General features: G+C 45.9%; 14 protein-coding genes and 1 riboswitch. Of the genes, 5 read left to right on the forward strand and 9 right to left on the reverse strand.

Annotated features, from left to right (window positions below):
- Positions 1-13: 13 nt before the first annotated feature.
- From QUB11_RS01335 to QUB11_RS01345, 3 genes are all read right to left on the reverse strand, one after another.
- Complete coding sequence (locus tag QUB11_RS01335) at positions 14-397, reverse strand: VanZ family protein (RefSeq protein WP_333199283.1); 384 nt, start codon at positions 395-397, stop codon at positions 14-16.
- Between the two features lie 122 nt (positions 398-519).
- The gene (locus tag QUB11_RS01340) at positions 520-1,878 is read right to left on the reverse strand and encodes a DUF3370 domain-containing protein (protein WP_333199286.1); all 1,359 of its coding nucleotides are present in this window, start codon (positions 1,876-1,878) and stop codon (positions 520-522) included.
- A gap of 138 nt (positions 1,879-2,016) precedes the next feature.
- Complete coding sequence (locus QUB11_RS01345; protein ID WP_333199289.1) at positions 2,017-2,940, reverse strand: nucleoside hydrolase; 924 nt, start codon at positions 2,938-2,940, stop codon at positions 2,017-2,019.
- A 79-nt stretch (positions 2,941-3,019) separates the two neighbouring features.
- On the opposite strand from QUB11_RS01345, the gene QUB11_RS01350 reads away from it, so the two are divergent.
- Together QUB11_RS01350 and QUB11_RS01355 are read left to right on the forward strand one after the other, a co-directional pair.
- Positions 3,020-4,981 carry a S9 family peptidase gene (locus QUB11_RS01350; RefSeq protein WP_333199292.1) on the forward strand — a complete coding sequence of 654 codons (1,962 nt, stop codon included), beginning with the start codon at positions 3,020-3,022 and terminating at the stop codon, positions 4,979-4,981.
- A gap of 214 nt (positions 4,982-5,195) precedes the next feature.
- Positions 5,196-5,414, forward strand: coding sequence for a hypothetical protein (locus QUB11_RS01355; protein WP_006632461.1), 219 nt, complete (start codon positions 5,196-5,198; stop codon positions 5,412-5,414).
- A 211-nt stretch (positions 5,415-5,625) separates the two neighbouring features.
- Here the strand turns inward: QUB11_RS01355 and QUB11_RS01360 are convergent, their stop codons facing one another.
- The 4 genes from QUB11_RS01360 to ntrB all read right to left on the reverse strand — a co-directional run bounded on the left by QUB11_RS01360 (position 5,626) and on the right by ntrB (position 9,952).
- A complete protein-coding gene (locus QUB11_RS01360) occupies positions 5,626-6,411 on the reverse strand; it encodes a universal stress protein (protein ID WP_333199303.1) in 786 nt (261 codons plus the stop codon).
- A gap of 46 nt (positions 6,412-6,457) precedes the next feature.
- Positions 6,458-7,297 carry a nitrate ABC transporter ATP-binding protein gene (locus QUB11_RS01365; RefSeq protein WP_333199305.1) on the reverse strand — a complete coding sequence of 280 codons (840 nt, stop codon included), beginning with the start codon at positions 7,295-7,297 and terminating at the stop codon, positions 6,458-6,460.
- A 153-nt stretch (positions 7,298-7,450) separates the two neighbouring features.
- Complete coding sequence (locus QUB11_RS01370) at positions 7,451-8,881, reverse strand: ABC transporter substrate-binding protein (protein WP_333199307.1); 1,431 nt, start codon at positions 8,879-8,881, stop codon at positions 7,451-7,453.
- A 222-nt stretch (positions 8,882-9,103) separates the two neighbouring features.
- A complete protein-coding gene (gene ntrB / locus QUB11_RS01375; protein ID WP_333389456.1) occupies positions 9,104-9,952 on the reverse strand; it encodes a nitrate ABC transporter permease in 849 nt (282 codons plus the stop codon).
- A gap of 100 nt (positions 9,953-10,052) precedes the next feature.
- A riboswitch (cyclic di-AMP (ydaO/yuaA leader) is annotated at positions 10,053-10,265 on the reverse strand.
- Positions 10,266-10,434: 169 nt separating this feature from the next.
- Between ntrB and QUB11_RS01380 the strand changes: the two genes are divergently transcribed.
- Positions 10,435-11,628: a sensor histidine kinase gene (locus QUB11_RS01380; RefSeq protein ID WP_333389458.1), complete on the forward strand. Its 1,194-nt coding sequence runs from the start codon at positions 10,435-10,437 to the stop codon at positions 11,626-11,628.
- Between the two features lie 170 nt (positions 11,629-11,798).
- Here the strand turns inward: QUB11_RS01380 and QUB11_RS01385 are convergent, their stop codons facing one another.
- Positions 11,799-13,136: an ArsB/NhaD family transporter gene (locus tag QUB11_RS01385; protein ID WP_333199323.1), complete on the reverse strand. Its 1,338-nt coding sequence runs from the start codon at positions 13,134-13,136 to the stop codon at positions 11,799-11,801.
- A 207-nt stretch (positions 13,137-13,343) separates the two neighbouring features.
- Between QUB11_RS01385 and QUB11_RS01390 the strand changes: the two genes are divergently transcribed.
- The gene (locus tag QUB11_RS01390; protein WP_333199324.1) at positions 13,344-14,627 is read left to right on the forward strand and encodes a HAMP domain-containing sensor histidine kinase; all 1,284 of its coding nucleotides are present in this window, start codon (positions 13,344-13,346) and stop codon (positions 14,625-14,627) included.
- 34 nt (positions 14,628-14,661) lie between these two features.
- Complete coding sequence (locus QUB11_RS01395) at positions 14,662-16,851, forward strand: VWA domain-containing protein (RefSeq protein ID WP_333389460.1); 2,190 nt, start codon at positions 14,662-14,664, stop codon at positions 16,849-16,851.
- Positions 16,852-16,933: 82 nt separating this feature from the next.
- Here the strand turns inward: QUB11_RS01395 and QUB11_RS01400 are convergent, their stop codons facing one another.
- Entirely contained in the window at positions 16,934-17,260 is a 327-nt protein-coding gene (locus tag QUB11_RS01400) for a PEP-CTERM sorting domain-containing protein (protein WP_333199329.1), read from the reverse strand.
- Positions 17,261-17,851: the final 591 nt, after the last annotated feature.

Raw genomic sequence — 17,851 nt, forward strand, 5'->3', positions numbered from 1 at the left:
TCCTTCTATATCATCAATGCCCTTTTTTTCTATCCCAAACTTCTCCAATCCAATAAAAAACTGCAATCCCGCAAAAACTATATAAAAAATCTTCCATACTAGCAGTACGATTTGGTAAAAGCGCTTGCAGCATTTCTTCTGCAGCAGTGAACATAGTAAAAATTGCGGGCCCGAAAGGAATTGAATAATTCAACAAATTCATATTTTTTTTTCCAGTTGCTCTATGGCACAAAAAAGATGCTATTCCGTACAAAATAAAGTGGCCGAGTTTGTCATAAGGCGGATGAGCTAGAGGAAAGTTGACTAATTTCCCCGTACCTGCTAAAAGCATAATACTGAGAAGAATTAAAACGTACACAAAACAAGCAACTATCCAGAATTTTTTTGATAAGTTCATCTTTTTTTTGCCGATACCGACTGGGAACCAATCAAGTCCGCGCCACGCACAAATAAAAACAAATCTGGTTAATTACGCATTGTATTTCTAGGCGTCTGCCTAGCAGTACCTGCCGCTCAAATTTAATTGGTTTTCACTGTCAAAACTTGCGGCGGCGACGCATCGGGCGGATAAATAAAATCCACTTCTACAAGCCGCTTTTCTCCCGATTTCATCTCTAATTTTACCAAAGGTTCCCCCTGCTGTCCTCGCCGCAGCACTAAATGCACGTAGCGAGTTTGAGGCACTTTATTGTCATCACTATATCGCACTCTGACCGTCCCCCTAAAAAAAGTTTGAGGTGCCGGAGGTTCTAAAAAACTCAGTCCTCCTGAAGTTAATTTATCTGTCTTAATTGGAGTTTGAATCGCGACAGTTACAGTTTGATTGTTGCTGGTAGAATTGTACAGCGGCAAGCTGAGATTGTATTGAATTCCGTAATTGCCGTGGGCGCGGTATGCTGTATCTGGGTAGCGGACTAGCATTCTCGCACTTTGCACTTGATTTGCGCCCAGCATTCCGCGCGGGAGGCTGCTTAATGGGTAGGAAAATGCTGTTCCGGGTTGGGGAATTGCTAGGTTTGATGTGGCGGGGTTGTCGGAGAGAAGTGCTCGCCATTCTGAACCTAATGCTACACCGGCAACTCGGCCGTAAATTATTTGACCTTCGGTGATTTCGGGCGGTGTGGGAGTTCGATCGCGCGGCCCGGCTATATTACCATTGTCTAATAAGTTTTGCCATTCTGCTAAGTTGGGCGATCGCTCGTTTCCCTGTCCGTTTCCCTGTGCGTCTACTCGGGCAAACATCGCCAGACTGGCAACATAGACTATACCATCGCTCCGCAACCGCATCAAGGTCGATCGACCGTTTAGCGGCGGTTTCAATTCTCGCACCGGTATCGGATGATTCATCAACAGTTGGCTTTTTCCCGGTGGAATAATTAACTGCCCAGGAAAATCAGACTGTCTCCTTCCTCTGAGAATATCATTCACAGCGCGACTTCCGGGCCCCGCGTAAATATTACTGTTTGAATTATCGACTTGCGGCGGCAATTCAATAAAAGGTGCATCGGGTTGACTGAGATAACTCGCAGCTTGCAATATATCTAATGTTACAGGTTTATTGCCCGGATTGTAAACAATTACTCCTTGATACAATGTTCGCAAATCTTCCGGGGAAGGTGCGCGGGCTATGTGGTGGGCAAATATGTCGAAACGTCCTTGAAACGGAAAGTTTAAATGTGCTGCCGGAAATCTTTTACCATCCGGGGGAAATGTCGAAAGCAAAATTCCTTCTTGCAGCACTAATTCTGGACTGTTGCTGTTAAATACTGGTATGTTGTCTAACTGTCCGGGGAGTGGTCGCACTTCTTGGATTTGGACGATTTCTTGAGGTGCGGGAGGGGTTTGGGCTAAGGGGATGATTGATAGAATTGGTAGCATTTTTGAGAGGAGTTTTTTTTTACCGCAGAGGGCGCAGAGGGCGCAGAGGAAGAGAGGGAAGAGAAGAATCCGTAAATATTCGCGTTAGGGCGGGTTTTGTACGGAGATTTTGCTCACTTCTAGCAGATAGTGGGATTTTTACCTCGCCCACTGTTGTAATATGTAATTGTAAAACTTGGCGGTGTCTACTTTATCCATTGCTTTAATTTTTCGCCCTCCCGTTTTAACTTTAGTGCGTCCTTGGCTGATGCCTTCGGTAATAATTTCTGTTTCCCATTCTCGCATTTGGTAAAATTCGGGATGCGCTAAATAAGCAGTTGCCAAAATGTCCCAAAAATAGTAATCTTGAGATATTGCGAGAGCATAGCACTGTCCTGCTAAGTCGGAAATTGGATATTTGCGCTGTTTTGCTAAGAGATTGGAAAATTCTACAGTCAGCGGTACATTATTGGTGATATCTAAAGGACACATGACAACGGGAATTTGGGTTTGCCAAATTCTCTCGATTGCTATCGGGTCCCAGTAAGCATTCCATTCCGCCGACATATCTTGTCCCGGTTCCATATCTTTGCTAACATTGCCGATAACATTGAGGGCGCCTCCCATCCAAACAATTTCTTGAATTTTGCTTTCAATTTCTGGCGCGATATCTAAAGCTTGCGCTACTGTTGTTAACGGCCCCGTTACCATTAATGTGACTGGTACGGCTGCATCCCGCAAAACTCGCACCATAAAGTTTTGTCCTGGTTCTGATATTAACGGCGTGTCAATGGTTCCTTTTTCATTTAGAATGGGAAGTCGATCGACTGCAAAGGAATCTCGCCTAAATAACACCGGAAATGGATTCAGTCCCCGCACCGTACTCGCCGCCACCGGAACCTCTGAACGCCCCATCAAATCAAGGATTTTGCGCGTTGCACTCACCGCCGGTTGAATGTAGCAGTCCGCAGGAGTTACAATTACTCCCAGAGTTTCGACTTCCTCCATTGTCATCAGCAACACGACTGAGAGATAGTCGTCAACTGCACCGTCGTGATCCATTAGTACGAGTTTTTTAGACATTTTGCTTCCCCGATGACTGAATTACTGTAAACTACAAATATTAATTTTTTTGTTCTATAAACACAACTGCCTCAACTATATGACCACAGTATCACCTTACGGCTCTTGGAAATCACCTATTTCTTCCGATTTAATTGTTTCTGGAACTGTCGGGCTCGGACAAATTGCTATTGACGGCGATGATATTTATTGGGTTGAGGGAAGACCTTCGGAAGCGGGAAGAAGCGTCCTCGTGCGGCGCACTCCTGATGGTAAAATCAGCGACGTGACACCGCCTCCTTTTAATGTTCGCACTCGCGTTAACGAATACGGCGGCGCTGCTTTTGCAGTTGCTGGCGGTGTTGTCTATTTCTCTCATTTTGCCGACCAACGTATTTATTCTCAAGCATTAGATTCTCCACCAGAACCTCTGACACCTACTGCTAATTCTCGCTATGCAGATGCGATAATTGACAAGCAGAAAAATCGCCTGATTTGCGTGCGCGAAGACTATGCAGGCGAGGGCGAACCTGTCAATACTATTGTTAGCATTAATTTAGATAACGGCGAAGATGTTCAAATCTTAACTCAGGGAAATGATTTTTATGCTTCCCCTCGTTTAAGTCCAGACGGTTCTCTACTTTCCTGGATTTGTTGGAACCATCCAAATATGCCGTGGGATGGCACAGAATTGTGGGTAGCAGAAATTAATGCTGACGGTTCTTTAGGTGAAAAATACTTAGTTGCTGGCGGGGTTGAGGAGTCGATTTTTCAACCGGAATGGTCGCCCGATGGAGTTTTGTATTTTGTTTCTGACAAGTCTAACTGGTGGAATTTCTACCGCTGGCAATCTAGAACCCCCCTCACTCCCCCCTTGGTAAGGGGGGAAGCAGAGATAGAAACCAGCTTGTGCGAAATGGCGGCTGAATTCGGACTTCCTCAGTGGGTTTTTGGAATGTCTACTTATGCCGTTGTCTCGGAAAGCAAAATTATTTGCACCTACACTCAGCAAGGCAAGTGGTATTTAGCGAGTCTTGATTTAACGACTAAGCAGTTGACAACAATTGACACGCCTTACACTGATATTTCCTCCGTCAAATCGCGGGGAGAAACTGTGGTTTTTATGGCAGGTTCGCCGACTGAATCTACTGCTATTGTACAATTAAATCTAGCAACAAATCAACTAGAAATATTGCGTAAATCGAGCAATTTAAGCATCGATTTTGGCTATCTTTCAGTACCGGAACCGATCGAATTTCCCACGGAAAACAATTTGACTGCTTTTGGTTTCTTCTATCCCCCGAAAAATCAAGATTTCGCAGCACCTGCGGGGGAAAAACCGCCGTTAGTTGTGAAAAGTCACGGCGGCCCAACTGCTGCTACTTCTAGCAGCATGAATTTGAAAATTCAATATTGGACGAGTCGCGGTTTTGCCGTGCTCGATGTTAATTACGGCGGCAGCACTGGTTACGGCCGAGAATACAGAAAAAGACTGCAAGATAGTTGGGGAATTGTCGATGTTGACGACTGCGCTAACGGTGCTAAATATTTAGCTCAAAAAGGTTTAGTTGATGGCGAAAGAATGGCGATCGCCGGAGGCAGTGCAGGGGGGTACACTACTCTGTGTGCTCTTACTTTCCGCGATGTGTTTAAGGCCGGTGCGAGCTATTATGGAGTTAGCGATGTGGAAGCTTTGACAACCGAGACTCACAAATTTGAAGCGCACTATCTGGATGGATTAATCGGGCCTTATCCTGAAAGAAAAGATTTGTATGTAGCTCGTTCGCCGATTCATTCCGCCGAACGTTTATCTTGTCCCGTTATCTTTTTTCAAGGATTAGAAGATAAAGTGGTTCCGCCCAATCAAGCAGAAATGATGGTAGAGATATTGAAAGCTAAAGGTTTGCCGGTTGCTTATGTTGCTTATGAAGGGGAACAGCACGGTTTTCGCCGCGCTGAAAATATCAAAAGAACTCTTGACGGCGAATTCTATTTCTATTCGCGGGTGTTTAAGTTTGAGTTAGCTGAACCTGTGGAGGAAGTGATGATTTTCAATCTTTAGAAAACATTAAGTTTGCAGTTGCTCGGTCTTCGCTAAAAAGCAACTGCAAGCTTTATCATAATTCGTACATATGGAATGTGATTTAATTCACAAATTGGGCTGTTTATTGTCACACCTTTAAAGGGAATACAGCTATAAATTTTTAGAGTGCGATCGCCTTTGGTTGCCGCAGAAACGCCTGATCGCGCGATCGTCGAGTAGAGAGTCAATTACTATGCAAACTCCTGTCCACCTGATTCCATCTGCTTTGGGCGAGCTGTTTGCCGAAGTGAATCAAAATGGCTACATTACTCTAGCCGATAGGTACGGTTTGATGGCTGCTATTTTCGACGAAAATTTGACTGAGGAAGACAAACGCTCGATCGATCGCCTGCTACGCTCTGTGTGCCGTGGAAGGATAAAATTAGTTAACGAACTGTCTATGATCAGATAAGTGCCGATAATTTTCCTTGACGATAATTTTTAGAATCTCCACAATCAAAAAAAGTCCTAATTGTCTCATAATTAGGACTTCGACCGAGGAAACTATTTTTAATTTTTGAGCGATATAGAACATACGCAAAAAAAGGTTGGGCGCGCGAATTATAGTCGTAGGATGTCCTGCACCTTACATAATTAGATTCTGGCCCAACGAGGGAACAAGTTTAACGTGCAGGTATAGTTGTCGCCAACTGTAACTTGCTCAAACTTTCTTCAGGCTGAAAATCCATCTGATAGCTGAGTGCCGAAGGAATCCCGAGTACGCAGCAGGGAAAATTATTGCCTAGTTCCCTAACCAGCCGATGGTTGCCAGAACCACAGCCCAAGAACAGTAAATTTGCTGATTCTAATTCAACCACATTTCTCAGTTCTGTAGCAACCCGCCCGATGCGTAAATGAGCTTTGAATAAACCGCGCCACTCCTCAGCCAAACAGCGCGCTTGCCACAGCAACTTATCTGCTATCTCATACTCATTCTTTTGACCAAAAATTTCTCGAAAATAATGCGGGTCGATCCAAGTTTTTGGCTGGGATACCGATTCGATTTCTGTTGGTAAAGCGATCGCAGGCGCGGCACAACTAAGGGCGAATGTTTCCTCTAAATCAGACACTTTCTGCTGTGCAGCCAAGGCATTTGCTACAGCCAATTTGCAAGTATCTTCGCGGTAACTTTTTGGCGCTTCGTCGATCACGTAGACGACTTGAACCGTGACTTCTTTAGTTGTTACTAAACGAGTTTGATGCGCCATCCAAAGGGTAATATCCAGGGCTATTTGACTTTGGGGAGAACTGTTGTAACCGACAATAAAATTGATTGTTTTGGCCTGTTTTGGGGATTTTGATTTCTTAGAAACTGGTAATGTTGGCTCCGGCAGCAACACCATTTCTTCTGCTAAATTTTGGTATCCCAATGCACTTTCAAAACGCGCTAACATTGTTTTGAGATTCACAGCATTGACCTCTCTTAAGTGAATTGTTTGGTCTGTCCGTCGGGCGTTACTCGTCTTGAGTAAAGTAGCGATCGAGAAAATTCAAAGCATAGTTGCGGAGTTCGTAATAATCCTTCGATTCCCGCAACTCCTGGCGATCGCGCGGGTGCGAAAACGGCACTGACAAAATTTCACCTATCGTCGCAGCCGGGCCGTTTGTCATCAGCACAATGCGATCGGACATATAGATAGCTTCATCCACATCGTGAGTAATCATCATTGCAGCTTGTCTGTGATTTTCCCAGATATCCAGCACCTGTTTCTGCAACTTGCCGCGAGTCAGAGCATCCAGCGCTCCAAACGGTTCGTCCATTAATAACATTTTCGGTCGAATCGCCAAAGCTCGCGCAATCCCAACCCGCTGTTTCATGCCCCCTGAAATTTCGTCGGGATATTTATCGGCTGCCGATGTTAAGTTTACCATTGCTAGGTGTTCGTTGACAAGACTAATCTTCTCAGAACGGCTAAGACTTTGCAAAACTTCATCAACGGCCAGCCGAATATTTTCCCGCACCGTCAGCCAAGGCAGCAATCCGTAGTGCTGGAATACCATCATGCGATCGGCTCCCGGTTTGCGAATTTCTTTTCCTTCCAGTGTCACCATTCCCGCGCTCTGTTTTTCCAAACCTGCCACTATTTTTAGCAGCGTTGATTTGCCACACCCGGAGTGACCGATTACCGAAATATATTCGTTTTCTCCAATACTTAAATTGATATTTTCCAAGACGCTAAATTCTGTACCGTCACCATTTTTGTAAGACTTGAACAAATTGTCTATTTCTAGAAATGGACGATCGCTCTTGACGGAACTTTTGGTACTGGTAGAAGTAGAAGTGTGTTGACTCATGGTATTCTCCTAAAAAGTAGTAAAGTGTTTATTGACTTTTCTTGCTATTGCCTAAATCCTAAAATTGGGCAGTCGGTTGAAACCGACTGTCTTCTATTAGCCAGGGAATTCATTCCCTGGCGGGACATTAGGAAAAGCGCAACATCTCAAACATTAAGACTGATAAAAAGACTGAGGGCGGTTGGCTCGAATTTCAAAACTATTCAAATAACCCACGGGATCGCTAGGATCAAATGCCTTTTTATCAATGAAATGTTCCGCAGGTTCCACTTGGTAATCCTCCTGGGGACAATCGATCGCCATTTCGGCAACAATCTTGCGGTAAAGGTCGGTTCTCCAAGCTTTTTTAGCTAATTCCTCAGCATTTTTCGGCACTTCTTTAATCTGTCCCCAGCGAGCCGCTTGAGTCATCAACCAAATACTTTGAGACTGCCACATAAATGTTGAATGATTTCCGGGTATTTGAGGCAAATTCTTAGGAATGTCATAGAAAATAGTTGCATCTTCCGATTGTATGGTGCGCTCTTTTTCGTCAAACCCTCCATAGTTGTAGTCGCCAACTATTGCCGGTCGCGTAAATTTGTCGATCGCCCCTTTTTTCGGTCTCGCCCCCGTAAACGATCGCTCAGTCAGCAGCGCCGATATTTCACTGCGATTTTCCGGCTTGCTGCAATACTGACAAGCTTCCACCATTGCCTTAACCAGCGAGTAATAAGTCTTCGGATTTTCCTCAATGAATGATTGCATTACTCCCAAAAGGCGATCGGGATGTCCCAGCCAAACTTCCTTGCCTTGCACGAAGGTAAAACCCACTCCCAAATTGCCTTGAATTGCCCGCGTATTCCAAGGTTCGGCCACCATGTAAGCCTGCATCGCGCCAATCCTGATATTAGTTACCATCTGCGGCGGCGGCACAATAATTACCCGAAATTCTTTGAACGGATCGACACCGGCAGCCGCCGATATGTAGCGGACAAAGTATTCGTAAATCGCCGAACTCAGAACCACTGCCCAAACCCTGTTTTCCGGTGGCTGACTGTCAAAAAAGGCTCGAAATTGTTTGCCAAATTCTTCCAAATTGCCGTTGTATTCGTGCCACGGGCGCAAACCGAAATCCCACATAGCTTTGTTCATCGTCATGGCGTTGCCGTGGCGGTGAATTGTCATTGCCGCGCACAGGGGTGCGTGCCGCGCTCCTTCGGCGCCAATTCGGGCGTTTGTGACGGCGCCGGATACGACAGGGGAGGCGTCGAGGCGGCCGAAGATTACGCCGTCGCGGGAGGTTGCCCAGCTTGCTTCGCGGTTGAGTTTGACGTTTAAACCGTATTTGCGGAAAAAGCCTTTTTTCCAGGCGATCGCAAATGGTGCACAATCGTTAACGGGCACGTATCCTACGGTTAAATTTGGTTTTTCTAAGGTTCGGAAATCGACAACCGGCTTTACGGCTTCGGCTTCTTCTGTGAGTCCTTTTGCCGATCGATCCGCGCTAATTGCACAACCAGATAAAGCCATTCCCGCCGCCGCCGAGCCCATTCCTTGCAAAAACTCTCGGCGGTTCCATTCATTGGAAAATTTGTCACTCATATTTAATTTTAAATCCCTAATCGTTAACTATTTTCTGTCTTTTTCCGTAGTCCAAGGCTTACGCATTGAGTCCAAAGAAACCGGGTTTTTTACCGAATCTACGGGTGAGTGCCAAGTATTGTTGTAAAAAACCCGGTTTCTGACTACCCGCGAGTAATTCCTCAAGTCAAAAGTCCCGAATTTTTAGCTAATGACTAATGACTAATGACTAATGACTAATGACTAATGATTAATGATCGGTCGATGCGTTACCAATTCCTGAACTTTGTCAACAGCAGCGTCGAGCAACAATCCAGTTAAGCCAATTACAAACACCGCTAAAAACACCGAACTCAGGTTCAAACGGCTCCACTCATCCCACACAAAAAAGCCAATTCCCACACCACCTGTCAGCATTTCCACCGCCACAATCACCAGCCAAGCAATCCCCAAACTAATCCGCAAACCTGTAAAAATGTATGGCAAACTCGCGGGCCAAATTATCTTGGTAATCCGCCTCCAGCGCGGCATTTCCAACACTCGCGCCACATCCAGATAATCCTGGGAAACGCTAGAAACTCCCAAAGCTGTGTTGATAATTGTCGGCCACAAAGAGGTAATGAATATGACAAAAATTGCCGACGGCTCTGCTAAATTAAAAATCGATAAAGCTATCGGTAGCCACGCTAGCGGCGACACCGGTTTGAAGATTTGAATCAGCGGATTGAGCGCCATCATTGCCGGTTTCGACATCCCGATCAGAAATCCCACGGGAATCGCCACTGCTGCACCCAGCAAAAATCCCACCAACACCCGCCGCAAACTCGCTAGCAGCAGCCAGCCAATGCCTAAATCTCCAGGCCCGCGCTGGTAAAATGGATGCAATATGTAATCTAAATTAGCTATTAACGCCTGATAGGGAGTGGGAATCAAATCGCTGTTGAAGCTGGCAACAATCCACCACAAGCCAAGAATTCCCAAAAAACCCGCAGCAGGTAACAAAACAGCATCTCGGATGACAACGGGTTTTACACGCTTCCACGTTGCAACTCCTGCAAGTGCGATCGCAGATAAATTAAGCTGTATGAACATTTCAATCTCCTTCAGAGTCAGGGCAGGTACAAGAATCTTGAACAATACCAACCGGAGACACTGACGAAGCCAAACAATCTTTTTCAGAACATTTGGCTTTTCAGTCTCTTCTCAATGCCTGCGAAGTTAGCTGACGGGCTAGGACTGAGAGATGTCCTTCTCCTTAGATTTCAAAATCAAAAATTACACTCAAATTTGGCAATTTTTAACTTTGCTTTTTAATTCTCTAGAGATTCGCCCCGAAAATTGGTTCCTCCGCTCCAGCCACACGCTTGGTTTGATCGCGCAGTGCTGAATTAGGCTTGACTTTTTAAGCCAATTTAACTTAAAGTAGCACGAGCGTATTATATTGTCAATATGTCTTTAGAAGTAGCTATTTGAGTGCGACAGAACCCAAAAGTTGAGAGAAAATTCAAAAAGTTAATTATTAAAGTAATCTAGAAATATAAAATGCGATCGGTTACTGGATTTATATAAAAGCAATGATAGATTTTAGCCAAGCGTTACAAGATCAAATTGACATAATTATCGAAAACTGGATCGAAGCTGTTCGGGGCGACGAGGAAATCGACACCGCCAAGCAACTCACCTACGATTCCGTGCGCGACAGCCTTCCCATCGTACTGCATGCGATCGTAACTATGCTGTCCGAATCAGAAGACAGCGACCTTCGGACAGTCATACAAGAAAGTTTAGACCACGGGACTGTCAGGGCCCGGCAAGGCTACGATGCCGCAGAAATTTCGCGGGAATACCGCTTGCTGCGGAGGGTAATTTTCGATGCTTTAGAGCCAGAATTGCTAAAAGGCTCAGCCGCTGAAGTGAACCGAGCTTATCGCTTAATTGACACTGCCCTCGACGAAGCAATTGCTGACTGTTTCCAAACCTATACCCAGGCAAGACTCCAAGAACTACAGGATTTACAAAACCAATTGCAACTTACAAATCAAGAGCTGACTCGCTTACTTCGCGCCAGTCAAGAGAATATATCTCACTTAGCTCACGAATTGAAAACCCCCCTCACCTCTATTATTGGCTACTCACAATTGTTTTTGCGCCAAATAAACAATCCTAGAGTTCAAGATTCGGCTCCCAATTTGGCACATATTGATAAAGTCCTCAACAACGGCAGACTATTACTTAGATTAATTAACGATACTCTCGAAATCTCGCGGTACGACACGGGACGCATAAAATTGCAGCTAAGTGCCACAAATCTGCGATCGGCGATCGGCACTGTTGTCGAAATAATCGAGCCTTTGGCCAAAGCAAAAAATTTAGAGATCGCCCTTGAATGCGATCCGGTTCTCGATCAAGTTATGACAGATTACTTGCGCTTGCAGCAAATTATCACCAACTTGGTGAGCAACGCCATTCGCTACACCCAAGCTGGTACTATTACCATAAAAACCGAATTATTGCCAGACCAACATTGGAGTATCTGCATCACCGATACAGGAATTGGCATTGCTTCAGAAGACTGCGATCGGATTTTTCAGCCATTTGTTCGGGCCAACAACTCCCTGGGTTCTGTGATGCCTGACAGTACCGGCTTAGGCCTAGCAATTGTCGCTCGATTAGTCAACCTTTTGCAAGGTAAAATCGAATTAGTTTCTGAAGTAGGAGTTGGCTCCTCCTTCACTGTAATTTTCCCCTTAGAATTGGATGGGGTTTAAATTACTGTTAACTGTGGACTGTGGACTGTGGACTGTTGACTGTTGACTGTTGACTGTTGACTGTTGACTGTTGACTGTTAACTGTGGACTGTTGACTGTTGACTGTTGACTGTTGACTAATGACTAATAACTAATAACTAATGACTAATAACTAATGACTAATTACTTCTTCAAATCAGAAACCGAATAGTTACATAAACAGCCGCAGTTATTAATTGCACCGCCATCACAGGAAGCCCGTAACGCAGAAAAGTTTGAAAAGAAATCCGGCGCCCGTGGAGTTCAGAAATTCCCGCCGCCACTATATTAGAAGAAGCTCCTACCAAAGTGCCATTTCCGCCTAAAGTTGCTCCGTACATCATCGCATAAAACAGTGGCAGCACAGCAGGTGGAAACTGCCCTGCAAAATCCGGAGCCAGCACCTCTGCCGGTGCAAGCCCGATATTGACAACATACTGTTTTAGCAGTGGCACCATCGCCACTACCAAGGGAATATTTGGCACCACGCTCGACATCAAACCTACAAAAAATAACAACACTAAAGAACCCAGAAAAATATTCTTACCTAAAATCACTGCTAATATTCCAGATATATTGCCGATAACTCCGGTTTTTTCTAAACCGCCAATCAGCACAAAGATAGACATAAAAAATAGCAGGGTGCTCCAATCTAAATCCCGCAAAATATTATTAACAGAATCAATTTGGGAATGGTGAGCTAAAAGCATTGCCAAAGCAGCCCCCAACAAAGCAACGGCTGCCGGTGAAATAGGCACGGGCAGAGACTCTCCTATTACAAAAAATGTCAGCACGAAAGCTATAATTACACCGCCCACTGCTAAAACTCGTGGGTGATTGATTTTTGGGTGCGGCAAATGTTCCAAATCGTCTAATTTTTTGTTCCAAATTTCGCGGAACAGCCAAGGCAACATAACTACTATCACTCCTACTGCAATTGCCCCGCCCAAACTTAACTTTACCAGGTAATCTGCAAAGCTCATGTTAATAGCATCACCGACAATGAATGTCGCCGGATCGCCCACGATTGTCAGCAGTCCCGAACTGTTAGCTACAAATACCATTAAAATCAGTAACGGCACAAAATCTACACCGACTTCTTCTGCCATTGGCGGAATTAATGGTGCTAGCAGCATGACTGTCGTGGCATTGGGCAAAACTGCACAAATTGGGGTAGTAATTGCGACAATACCCAGCAAGAGATTTTTGCCTTTGCCTTTCGCCAAAAGCACCATTTGAGTTGCCAAGTATTCAAATACTTTGGTAGGCTCAAAGGCTCTCACCATTACCATGACTCCGAAGAATAAGCCCAGCGTGGCGTGACTCCGACCGATATATTCGATCGCGTTGTTTAACGTCATCACGTGGGTAAAAACCAGAATCACCGCTCCCAGAAATGCCGCAACTGTGAGGTGTATCCATTCTGTAATTATTAAGAAAATTACACATATAAATGTTGTTGCAGCGATCGCAGCTTGCACGTTTTCCATTTAGTCCCCTGAAAAAAATAAAACTTAAAAATTTAAAACTCTCGGTTCGAGTGACTATACTACTTTCTGGCTCTTCTGTCAATAAGTTTAAGTGCTGATTTTTGCAGCAACAACCTGGGTTCTACTCATCAAGAGAGATCAGGCCCAGGCAAAAAATTACCTCAAAACTACTTCTTTTGGCAGGGTGGCGATCGCCAGAAGTTTGATATGGCGATCGGGCGATCGCTCAACTACAATGAAGCATGGGCAACCTCTGCCAAACTCAACCCCCACGCAGACATAATGGACTACAGCCAAGTGCTCGCCGACAAAACCGATATTATCGTCAAAAACTGGATTGAAGCAGTTCGTCAGGATCGGAAAATTGAAAGCGCTGACGCCTTACCGCACTCAGCAATCGAAAATCACATACCTCACCTGCTGGCGGCGATGGCCACAGTGCTTTCCCAATATCAAAACAGCGAAATAAAACTAATAATTGAAGCCAGTTTAGATCACGGATTTCTCAGAGCAGAACAAGGCTACGATGCCGCAGAAGTAGCCCGGGAATACCACTTATTACGTCAAGTAATATTCTCGCAGTTAGAATCCGAATTGCTAGCAGGAACCACCGCCGACGTATTCAGAGCTTTTCGGCTGATAGATGCCGTAGTAGACGAAGCAATTGCCCAGTGTTTCAACAGCTACGTCGCTCAGAGGATGCGGGAACTTCACCAAATCCAAACTCAGTTAACACTCACCAATCAAGAGCTCAATCGCCTCGTCAGCGTCAATCAAGAAAACGTCTACCATTTAGCTCACGAACTCAAAACTCCTCTCAACTCCATTATTGGTTATTCCGAACTGTTTTTGCGCCAAGAAAAATGGCAATCTGAAATCAAAGATACCCTCCCCGGCATCGAACACATCGAGCGAGTATTGCGTAACGGCAGACAGTTGCTTCGCATGATTAATGACACACTAGAACTTTCTCGCGCCGATGCCGGAAAAATTAAACTTAACCTGCAGCGAACTAATGTACAATCTGTAATTAACACCGTAGTAGAAATGATGCAGCCAATTGCTGATGCTAAAGGACTAAAGCTCGCTGTTACCAGCGACTGCGGCCCAACACAAGTAATCTCCGACTCTGGGCGGCTGCAACAAATTCTGACCAACCTGCTGAGCAATGCCATTCGCTATACAGAATCTGGTAGCATCGAATTAAGTTGCCACCCTGTTGGAGAAGGAAATTGGGCGATCGCAATTACAGATACCGGCATTGGCATCGCCCCCGAAGATACAAAGCGCATCTTTGACCCCTTCTTTCAAGCAGGAAAAGCAGGCAAACAGCTCTTTCCTACCGAAAGCACTGGCCTGGGATTAGCAATAGTATCGCGGCTCGTCACGCTGCTGCAAGGCAAAATCGAGTTAGTATCAGAAATAGGAGTCGGCTCAACTTTTACCGTGATTCTGCCGCAAGAAGTTAAAATACTCCAAGAAGTAAGCTAAACATTAAGTTCAAATTTTTACATCCGAAAATCCTATGCCCGCAGCCAACCTTAGCCCTTCCACCACAGCCTTTCCCCTCACAGCCGTAGTCGGGCAAGAAGCAATCAAATTAGCCCTGCTGTTAGCAGCAGTAGATCCCGGATTGGGAGGAGTTGCGATCGCAGGCCGCCGCGGTACAGCAAAATCAGTAATGGCCCGCGCCTTGCACTCCTTACTGCCACCCATTGAAATTGTTAAAGACTCTTTTTGCAACGCCGAACCTAATGAAATTATTGCCGAACAGGCATCAGGCTTGTTACCAGAAAATGGCGGGCCAGATGCCCACACCACCGATACTAATTCCTTAAATACTGAAATAATTCCCACACCATTCATTCAAATTCCTTTGGGTGTCACCGAAGACAGACTCTTAGGTTCCGTCGATGTCGAACAATCAGTAAAATTCGGCCAAACCGTATTTCAACCCGGACTCTTAGCCCAAGCAAATCGAGGCGTACTTTATGTAGACGAAATTAACCTCCTCGACGACAACATTTCCAACCAATTGCTAACAGTATTAACCGAAGGGCGCAACCAAATAGAGCGCGAAGGCATTAGCTTTCAACACCCCTGCAAACCTCTATTTATCGCCACCTACAACCCCGAAGAAGGGCCGCTGAGAGAACATTTGCTCGATCGCATCGCGATCGTACTTTCAGCCGACGCAGCACTCGAACTAGAAGAAAGAGTCTATGCAGTAGAACAAGCTTTATCCTACTCCCGCTCCCCCCAAGACTTTCTCAATCAATACAGCGAAGACACCGACAACCTCAAAACCCAAATCATTCTAGCCAGAGAATGGCTCAAAGATGTCAGCATTAAACGCGAACAAATTGCCTACCTAGTAGAAGAAGCCATCCGGGGTGGCGTTCAAGGACACCGCGCCGAAATATTCGCAGTCCGCGTCGCCAAAGCCGCCGCCGCCATCGAAGGACGCACAGAAGTTAACGCCGAAGACCTGCGCCGCGCCGTAGAATTAGTCATCGTACCCCGCGCCACCATCATCCAAACTCCCCCCGACGAAAACTCTCCTCCTCCTCCCCCCCCACCGCCTCCCCAAAAGCAGTCAGAACAAGAACAAGACGAACCAGAAAACGAGCAAGAAGACGAAGAAGACCAAGAGGATGAAGACAACCCGGAACCTGAAGAAGAACCAGAAAAAGATACCATTCCCGAAGAATTTCTCTTCGACCCCGAAGGCGTAATTCTCGACCCCAGCGTGCTTTTATTCGCCCAACAATCCGCCAACAAACAAGGCAAATCGGGCAGCCGCAGCACCATTTTCTCCGAAGATAGAGGCCGTTACGTCAAGCCAGTCTTACCCAAAGGCCCCGTCCGCCGCATCGCCGTTGACGCTACCCTCCGAGCCGCCGCACCTTACCAAAAAGCCCGTCGCGACAGGAATTCTAACCCCCCCCAACCCCCCCTTGCTAAGGGGGGGCAACAGGCAAGTCAACCTCCCCTTAGCAAGGAGGGGCAACAGGCGAGTCAACCCCCCCTTAGTAAGGGGGGGCAAGGGGGGGTTCAGCGTCGTGTATTTGTGGAACAGGGAGACATTCGGGCGAAGCGCTTGGCCAGAAAAGCTGGAGCTCTAGTCGTGTTTGTCGTCGATGCCTCCGGTTCGATGGCCCTCAACCGAATGCAGTCCGCCAAAGGTGCAGTCATGCAGCTACTCACAGAAGCTTATCAAAGCCGCGACCAAGTTGCTCTGATTCCCTTTCGCGGAGAACAAGCAGAAGTGCTCCTACCGCCGACTCGCTCCATAGCCTTGGCCCGTAAGCGTTTGGAACGTTTGCCCTGCGGTGGCGGTTCCCCCCTGGCCCACGGTTTGACTCAAGCAGTGCGGGTGGGAGTCAACGCGCGACAGTCTGGAGATATCGGTCAAGTGGCGATTGTCGCAATTACTGACGGACGCGGTAATATTCCTTTGGCTCGTTCTTTGGGCGAACCGATTTTAGATGGAGAAAAGCCTGATATTAAAAAGGAATTGTTAGAAATTGCTGCCAAAATTCGTGGGTTGGGAATGCAGTTGCTGGTGATTGATACCGAGAGCAAGTTTATTTCGACTGGCTTTGCGAAGGAATTGGCCAAGACTTCTGGAGGGAAATACTATCACTTGCCGAAAGCTACCGAACAGTCGATCGCAGCTATGACTAAAAATGCTCTGCGCGACGCGATCGGCTAAAATCCTGATACCCGGATTGATCTGCGTTTATCCGCGTTTATCTGCGGTTAAAAATCCAAAAATTAGACTTTTTGCCCAAAGTCTAATTTTTAACTCTCACTCTCCGGCGAGTCAGCGCCAGCGAACCCGCAACTAAACCCAACCCTACCACCGTCGAAGGCTCAGGAATTCTTGCGGGGAGAGGCACCGGCTTTCCCGGTCCCCGGCTCGGTATTCCAGAATTTGCTTGGGTGAATTGCTCGGTATTCTTAGCCAGCAGCAAATTTTCTGAACCCTGCCATGAAGTAGCGGTATAAACGGCTCGGACATTAGCTGCAACGACAGCTTGACCGCCGGAAATAACGGCGGCGACAGCCAATAAAATTGCGGCTGTAGGTGGCAATAATTTGCGCTCAAAAAATGTGGGCATGGGACATTACCTATTTAGCAGTTTGTCGATAGAACTCGATCTATTCATTAATTTTCCGGGTATCCTCTGTCTAAGCTACCTTAGCCATTAACGGAACCGATTTTAGATTTTAGATTTTAGATTTTAGATTTTACATTTTACATTTTACATTATTGAACTTTCTGGTCTCTAGTTTAAACTAAGTCGCAAATCAAAAACCTAAAATCTACTGTGATCCCTGTCTCTAGCATATACTCCTTAATCCCCAATCGTAAATCCCCACTCCAAAATTGATTTACATCCGCTATCTGCGATTTGATAGACTTTAAGCTGACCACGAATTTCAAAGGTGGTACCCGCCACGTGATTTATCCGTGGAATCAATCCCAAATCGAAAATCCTCAAGCCCCCGCATTTATCCGTGGGGTCGCCTCTAAAATCTAAAATCTAAAATCTAAAATCTAAAATCGATTGACCCCTGGCCGCAGATAGCGCCGGCCCTTTAACCTCAATTATAGCTTTGCCCCGACGCGCAACGGTGCGAGACAGCGACACGGCACAGACCTGTACGCAGTCGATTATAAACAATCGATCCCTGCTTTGGAGTGATTT

Origin of the sequence: Microcoleus sp. B6-A1, from assembly GCF_036705085.1 — a bacterium.
In the GTDB taxonomy this organism is placed as follows: Bacteria; Cyanobacteriota; Cyanobacteriia; order Cyanobacteriales; family Microcoleaceae; genus Microcoleus.

What these genes read in the sequence shown, in the direction of transcription:
- QUB11_RS01390 (WP_333199324.1), top strand. Translation starts at nt 13,344, where the DNA reads ATGGCGATCGGGCGATCGCTCAACTACAATGAAGCATGGGCAACCTCT.
- QUB11_RS01340 (WP_333199286.1), bottom strand. Translation starts at nt 1,878, where the DNA reads ATGCTACCAATTCTATCAATCATCCCCTTAGCCCAAACCCCTCCCGCA.
- QUB11_RS01345 (WP_333199289.1), bottom strand. Translation starts at nt 2,940, where the DNA reads ATGTCTAAAAAACTCGTACTAATGGATCACGACGGTGCAGTTGACGAC.
- QUB11_RS01370 (WP_333199307.1), bottom strand. Translation starts at nt 8,881, where the DNA reads ATGAGTGACAAATTTTCCAATGAATGGAACCGCCGAGAGTTTTTGCAA.
- QUB11_RS01365 (WP_333199305.1), bottom strand. Translation starts at nt 7,297, where the DNA reads ATGAGTCAACACACTTCTACTTCTACCAGTACCAAAAGTTCCGTCAAG.
- QUB11_RS01385 (WP_333199323.1), bottom strand. Translation starts at nt 13,136, where the DNA reads ATGGAAAACGTGCAAGCTGCGATCGCTGCAACAACATTTATATGTGTA.
- ntrB (WP_333389456.1), bottom strand. Translation starts at nt 9,952, where the DNA reads ATGTTCATACAGCTTAATTTATCTGCGATCGCACTTGCAGGAGTTGCA.
- QUB11_RS01350 (WP_333199292.1), top strand. Translation starts at nt 3,020, where the DNA reads ATGACCACAGTATCACCTTACGGCTCTTGGAAATCACCTATTTCTTCC.
- QUB11_RS01335 (WP_333199283.1), bottom strand. Translation starts at nt 397, where the DNA reads ATGAACTTATCAAAAAAATTCTGGATAGTTGCTTGTTTTGTGTACGTT.
- QUB11_RS01380 (WP_333389458.1), top strand. Translation starts at nt 10,435, where the DNA reads ATGATAGATTTTAGCCAAGCGTTACAAGATCAAATTGACATAATTATC.
- QUB11_RS01355 (WP_006632461.1), top strand. Translation starts at nt 5,196, where the DNA reads ATGCAAACTCCTGTCCACCTGATTCCATCTGCTTTGGGCGAGCTGTTT.
- QUB11_RS01400 (WP_333199329.1), bottom strand. Translation starts at nt 17,260, where the DNA reads ATGCCCACATTTTTTGAGCGCAAATTATTGCCACCTACAGCCGCAATT.
- QUB11_RS01395 (WP_333389460.1), top strand. Translation starts at nt 14,662, where the DNA reads ATGCCCGCAGCCAACCTTAGCCCTTCCACCACAGCCTTTCCCCTCACA.